The sequence below is a fragment of the Ferruginibacter yonginensis genome (assembly GCF_042651465.1).
Lineage (GTDB): Bacteria > Bacteroidota > Bacteroidia > Chitinophagales > Chitinophagaceae > Ferruginibacter > Ferruginibacter yonginensis.
Genome location: NZ_JBHSCZ010000008.1, coordinates 1 through 4,839, shown reverse-complemented (window position 1 = coordinate 4,839; position 4,839 = coordinate 1). Strand labels below are relative to the sequence as shown.

The following is a 4,839-nucleotide window of genomic DNA, read 5'->3' as shown; positions in this document are numbered from 1 at the left end:
AGCTGCGGTTCGGGCAGGACTTTACTAATCAACATTATTTCTTAATTTCAACATCAACTAAAAATCAGCATCGGTCGGGCGGACGGAACTCCAAATTCCCAGTCTTCGCAAATACCCGGCCGTTAGCGGCTACCTTAATGCAAACAGCTATATAAAATGAAACTTTTGTACTCTACATTGCTAATATTGTTTTCAAAAAATGTTATAGGTCAATATTCAACTATTCTTGAAGGGAAAGTACCAGATATTTTCAATAACAAGAAAATTTACTTAATTATATCAGATAATTATTCTTACAATAAATATGAATCAAAAGATTCTATCATAGTAAAAAATAACAAATTCATATTTAATAAAAAAATAAATAAAACTTGCGAACTAGCAACTTTATATTCTAATTCTCCTTTTGGTTACTTTAATTTTGTGCTTGACAGTGGATTAAATAATATTTTAATCAAAGAAATAAAACCTAAGACTACTTTATTTAAAAATAAATTATCAAATGTTGAAGTACTCAATTCAAAGTCAAATAAAATAATTAGGCAAATCGATAGTCTTGAAAATTATTATTATCAATATAAAACTAAACCTTCGTTAAAAAATAAAAATATTTTAGTACTCAGTGATTTTGATAAGTCAGATTTAACAAATAGTAAGCTTTCAATCTTATCAAAAAATACAAATATATTTTTTAGTCTGATACAATTATATTCAATGTCTTACTCAAATTCAATTCCAATAGATAAACTTTTAATATCTTATAATTTATTAGATAACGAAATAAAAAATTCAGATTTAGGAATTGAATTTTATAACTATTTAATGCTGAAAAAAAATGTACAAATTGGTGAGTCAATAAAGGAATTTTCTGCTACTACCAATAAAGGTCAAGAATTTTCAAACGTAATACTACGTAATAAAGCATATATACTTGCTTTCGGTGCAACTTGGTGTGTCCCTTGCAAAGAAAGAATACCTAAACTTATCTTTATATATAATAAATATAAAAGTCAAGGGCTTGAGGTTATTTATGTAAATCTTGATAACAAAAAAGAAAAATGGGAAAAAGAAATTTCAACAAATAAGTATGAATGGATTAATGTTTCGGAAAATTTAGAATGGAAAAATAGTAAAATAGCAAAGCTATTTGATGTAACGTCACTCCCTTTTTATTTAGTAGTTGATAAAAATGGAAAAATAATTTACAATGAACGTCAGTTAAAAGATGTTGAAATAGAAAATATTGAAACTTATATTCAGTCAGCATTAAAATGAAAGGCAGCCGCTAACATCGGTATTTGCAAAATCTGGGCTGGACGAATAGGTCATCGGCTGGAAAAGTTCTAATTAGCTGCGGTTCGGGCAGGACGTTACTAATCAACAATATTTCATAATTTCAACATCATCAACAAATCAACATCGGTCGGGCGGACGGAACTCGAAATTCCCAGTCTTCGCAAATACCCGTCCGTTGGCTGCTATAAAAAAAACTAAATATCATGACAAAAAAATCAATTATTTATAATGTTACATTTTCGCTTTTAATTTTTGGATGTTCGTCAGCAAATATATTTAGACAAAGTGAAATAGATTGTATTCCTCCAGGTTTTAGACCAACGAAATCAATTCTTCTCATTTAGAAATTTACAACTAATGAGAAAATAGATAAATATTTAAATGATATTATGATAAAAAATTATCCATTTAAATATGAGTTTGTAGAAAAAGAAGAACTTTTTAATTCTAAAAGTAAATACGCAGATTTAAAAACTTACAAATATGTTCTAGTTGGTTCATCAAAAAGTAAAAATGCACTTGTTGTTTTAGGAAAACCAGCTATAACTGCTTTTTACTTTTTTGATAGAGAAAAAAATCAAAATTTACAACAAACAAATGTGTTTGAAAGTCAATATGTTTATGCAATCTTCAAACTTGTTATTAAAGAAATCTTAAAAACAAAATCAATAAACAACACTAAAATAAAAAAATAAAAAAATGAGAAAAAATTTTATAATCCTTACTGCTGTGTCGTTAATATTATTTTCTTGTCAAAAAGAAAATAGTATAGAAAATGGAACAAACACTATCATAGTAAATACAAACGCTGACACATTATTAAAAAAATTTATTGTTTTAGACACAACAATTGCAGCACCAAATGACACAGTCTACAAATATACATTTGCCTATGATAATTTAAAACGTTGCACATCGTACAGAGCTTCTGATGGTATTGATTCATTTGTTATTTATAATTTTTTCAATGGGAGTGACCCAAATATAACCCATATGAAAATCTATAATTTATCATCAGGTGATGATTCAACTTTCAACTATTTTACTTATTCGCAAACAGGTAAAATTTTAACCGATTCAATAATTGAATATAACCCTACTGGTACAGCAATTTTCTTATTGAATTATCAAAACACAACAAATCAAGGTGGTATTATAACAGATATATCAAATGGAACACAATTTGAGATTAATAAATTTTCATCTTTAAGAGATAACGGTAATATAATAAATATAAAAGATTCACTTTTTAGGTTAATTGTTACAAATTACACACTTAGTGTTTCAGCAAACGCAGATATTAGTTATGACAATAAAATAAATCCATTTTATAGAATAGTTCCTAAGCATTTAGTTAATGTGCTTTTGGAGTCGTCATCTATATTCACTTTTCCACCTTTTCAAAGTTTACCCCAAAAAAATAATATTTTAATGGAGACAAAAATATTCAGTCCACAAAATTCAGGTTTAGACAATTATAATAACTCCTTACAATATGTTTATAATTCAAACAACTATCCATTAATTGTACGAGTTCGAGACTTAGTAAATAATAAATATTACAAAGGCATTTATATTTACTAATACCAAAAATGAAAATTTTAAAAAACTTTACAGCAGCCAACAAAGCTATTGCTGGCATTGGGGCGGGACGGAATAACAATCATCGGCTCTTCAAATCCCAGCTGCAGTTCGGGCGGACGGATTTCTCATGAGCATCAGTTCTATTCATCAACATTATTTTATAAATTTAACTTCAGTACCGGGCTGGACGTCGGCAAACCCCAACGACCAGCAATACCCACCGTTACCTGACATTTAAATGAACAGACTTCTAGGATATATTTTCATATGCATAGGACTGCTTACCCTTTTTGGGTTAGTAAATTATGAAGGAACAGCAATTCCAGTAAAAGAAATTTGGATAACGTTAAGCATTCTTTTAATTTCTGCAGGACTTTTCTTCTTAGTTAAATACAAACTAATCAATCATAACACTCATCAAAACAACAGCAACTTCGACAGATTTTTAGAAATTGAAGAACTTAAAAAAATTGGAGACAAAATAAAAATAACACTTGAAAATTCTGAAATAAAAAGCAGAAACTTTTATCAAGAAATTATAAATGAAGCAATACCTAATAAAATAGAAATTTTAGATTCGGTCTATGATAGTAACCGAAATTATAAGACACAAGAAATTATTCAAACTTATATTGTCTTTTACAAAGAATACAATGGTAAGACATATAAGTATATAAGTAAAGCAACGATACAGAATATTTCTAGAGTAAAGAACCTTTTTGAAAGACAAAAAGGATTTAACTTGTTTATAGATCCAAATAATCCAACAAGATACTATTTCGAATTTCCTTAAAAATTAAAACAAACGCCAGGTAACATTGGTATTTGCAAAATCTGGGCGGACGAATAGGTTATCTTCTGGAAAAGTTCTAATCAGCTGCAGTTCGGGCAGGACACTCTCTAATCAACTAATTTTCTTAATTTCAACATCAACAACAAACCAGCATCGGTCGGGCGGACGGAACTCGAAATTCCCAGTCTTCGCAAATACCCGGTCGTTGCCTGCAATGCTATGACAAAGCAGTCTTACATATTAATCATTTTGACATTTTTAGGTTTAAGTGTTTTCGGACAACTTAAAATTAATAAGTCCCGACCTATCCCTTTTTCGAGTCAATTTGATTCAATAAGAATTCATCATTCAAAATTCTGTTTATCCAATTTGATTACAGAATCAAAAGCTAATGTTGACATAAGAATTTATCGCTTCATGGCATTTGGTGACAAAAAACTTATCCGAATCTCAACACTGAATAAGGATAATCTTTTTCTTGAAATATTTAGTGTTGAAAATTATGCGGACAGCATTATTTATGACAAAAAGTTCGACAGTTGGGGAGCGAACTTAAAAAGCAAAGAGATGACTTCAAAATACAACGTCTTAAACTTACCAAACCTTGATTATGACTTTATAACATCAAAACAACTGGCAACAGTTAATGACGGAAATATTTATTATGTTGAGGCCAAAATTGGGAAGAATTTTACCTTTCTAACCTTTGAAAACCCAGAAATTTATGCAAAGCATTTTTCTGAGCAAGTTCCTCAAGCTGCCCCATTCGTAAAGTTTATTAGCGACATTGAAAAGTTGACCAATACAAAAATTCATTGACAAAAAATTTGAGTCTATAGTGTAAGCACATGCAGGCAACAAAGCTATTGCTTGGCATTGGGGCTGGACGGAATAACAATCATCAGTTGTACAAATCTAAGCAGCAGTTCGGGCGGACGAATTTCTCTTGAACTGTAGTTTTAATCATCAACTTTATTCTATAAATTTAACTTCAGCACCGGGCAGGACGTCGGCAAACCCAACGACCAGCAATACCCGTCCGTTAGCTGCTAGCTTATTGGACACACTTCACACTTTGACAAAATGATAGTAGAAAATGTTTTAGACTATGGGACTTTAATTACAACTTATAACGAATTAATTAAGATTGGACATTTAGAATTGGC

At 29.8% G+C, this 4,839-nt stretch carries 5 protein-coding genes; all 5 read left to right on the top strand.

Annotated features, from left to right (window positions below; translation table 11 throughout):
• Positions 1 to 156: 156 nt before the first annotated feature.
• The 5 genes from ACFOWM_RS13895 to ACFOWM_RS13875 all read left to right on the top strand — a co-directional run bounded on the left by ACFOWM_RS13895 (position 157) and on the right by ACFOWM_RS13875 (position 4,492).
• Entirely contained in the window at positions 157 to 1,275 is a 1,119-nt protein-coding gene (locus ACFOWM_RS13895; RefSeq protein WP_379711206.1) for a thioredoxin-like domain-containing protein, read from the top strand.
• A gap of 410 nt (positions 1,276 to 1,685) precedes the next feature.
• On the top strand, positions 1,686 to 1,991 hold the full coding sequence (locus ACFOWM_RS13890; RefSeq protein ID WP_379711204.1) for a hypothetical protein: 306 nt from the start codon (positions 1,686 to 1,688) through the stop codon (positions 1,989 to 1,991).
• A 4-nt stretch (positions 1,992 to 1,995) separates the two neighbouring features.
• On the top strand, positions 1,996 to 2,880 hold the full coding sequence (locus ACFOWM_RS13885) for a hypothetical protein (RefSeq protein WP_379711202.1): 885 nt from the start codon (positions 1,996 to 1,998) through the stop codon (positions 2,878 to 2,880).
• A gap of 238 nt (positions 2,881 to 3,118) precedes the next feature.
• Complete coding sequence (locus ACFOWM_RS13880) at positions 3,119 to 3,673, top strand: hypothetical protein (protein WP_379711200.1); 555 nt, start codon at positions 3,119 to 3,121, stop codon at positions 3,671 to 3,673.
• Positions 3,674 to 4,042: 369 nt separating this feature from the next.
• Positions 4,043 to 4,492 carry a hypothetical protein gene (locus ACFOWM_RS13875; protein ID WP_379711198.1) on the top strand — a complete coding sequence of 150 codons (450 nt, stop codon included), beginning with the start codon at positions 4,043 to 4,045 and terminating at the stop codon, positions 4,490 to 4,492.
• Positions 4,493 to 4,839: the final 347 nt, after the last annotated feature.